This window comes from Lactiplantibacillus sp. YT640 (genome assembly GCF_049745435.1).
GTDB classification, from domain to species: Bacteria; Bacillota; Bacilli; order Lactobacillales; family Lactobacillaceae; genus Lactiplantibacillus; species Lactiplantibacillus plantarum.
On the sequence record NZ_JBMNVY010000081.1, the window covers coordinates 1 to 1,622 of the forward strand.

General features: G+C 50.5%; 1 rRNA gene. It reads left to right on the forward strand.

The features are described 5' to 3' along the window. Window positions 1-28 precede the first annotated feature (28 nt). Window positions 29-1,595 (forward strand): 16S ribosomal RNA (locus ACOV1R_RS16000). Window positions 1,596-1,622 lie beyond the last annotated feature (27 nt).

Below are 1,622 nucleotides of genomic sequence, written 5' to 3' on the forward strand. Positions count from 1 at the left end.
ATTAAATGAGCTTTTTAGAACTCATCATTAATTTGAGAGTTTGATCCTGGCTCAGGACGAACGCTGGCGGCGTGCCTAATACATGCAAGTCGAACGAACTCTGGTATTGATTGGTGCTTGCATCATGATTTACATTTGAGTGAGTGGCGAACTGGTGAGTAACACGTGGGAAACCTGCCCAGAAGCGGGGGATAACACCTGGAAACAGATGCTAATACCGCATAACAACTTGGACCGCATGGTCCGAGTTTGAAAGATGGCTTCGGCTATCACTTTTGGATGGTCCCGCGGCGTATTAGCTAGATGGTGAGGTAACGGCTCACCATGGCAATGATACGTAGCCGACCTGAGAGGGTAATCGGCCACATTGGGACTGAGACACGGCCCAAACTCCTACGGGAGGCAGCAGTAGGGAATCTTCCACAATGGACGAAAGTCTGATGGAGCAACGCCGCGTGAGTGAAGAAGGGTTTCGGCTCGTAAAACTCTGTTGTTAAAGAAGAACATATCTGAGAGTAACTGTTCAGGTATTGACGGTATTTAACCAGAAAGCCACGGCTAACTACGTGCCAGCAGCCGCGGTAATACGTAGGTGGCAAGCGTTGTCCGGATTTATTGGGCGTAAAGCGAGCGCAGGCGGTTTTTTAAGTCTGATGTGAAAGCCTTCGGCTCAACCGAAGAAGTGCATCGGAAACTGGGAAACTTGAGTGCAGAAGAGGACAGTGGAACTCCATGTGTAGCGGTGAAATGCGTAGATATATGGAAGAACACCAGTGGCGAAGGCGGCTGTCTGGTCTGTAACTGACGCTGAGGCTCGAAAGTATGGGTAGCAAACAGGATTAGATACCCTGGTAGTCCATACCGTAAACGATGAATGCTAAGTGTTGGAGGGTTTCCGCCCTTCAGTGCTGCAGCTAACGCATTAAGCATTCCGCCTGGGGAGTACGGCCGCAAGGCTGAAACTCAAAGGAATTGACGGGGGCCCGCACAAGCGGTGGAGCATGTGGTTTAATTCGAAGCTACGCGAAGAACCTTACCAGGTCTTGACATACTATGCAAATCTAAGAGATTAGACGTTCCCTTCGGGGACATGGATACAGGTGGTGCATGGTTGTCGTCAGCTCGTGTCGTGAGATGTTGGGTTAAGTCCCGCAACGAGCGCAACCCTTATTATCAGTTGCCAGCATTAAGTTGGGCACTCTGGTGAGACTGCCGGTGACAAACCGGAGGAAGGTGGGGATGACGTCAAATCATCATGCCCCTTATGACCTGGGCTACACACGTGCTACAATGGATGGTACAACGAGTTGCGAACTCGCGAGAGTAAGCTAATCTCTTAAAGCCATTCTCAGTTCGGATTGTAGGCTGCAACTCGCCTACATGAAGTCGGAATCGCTAGTAATCGCGGATCAGCATGCCGCGGTGAATACGTTCCCGGGCCTTGTACACACCGCCCGTCACACCATGAGAGTTTGTAACACCCAAAGTCGGTGGGGTAACCTTTTAGGAACCAGCCGCCTAAGGTGGGACAGATGATTAGGGTGAAGTCGTAACAAGGTAGCCGTAGGAGAACCTGCGGCTGGATCACCTCCTTTCTAAGGAATATTACGGAAACCTACACA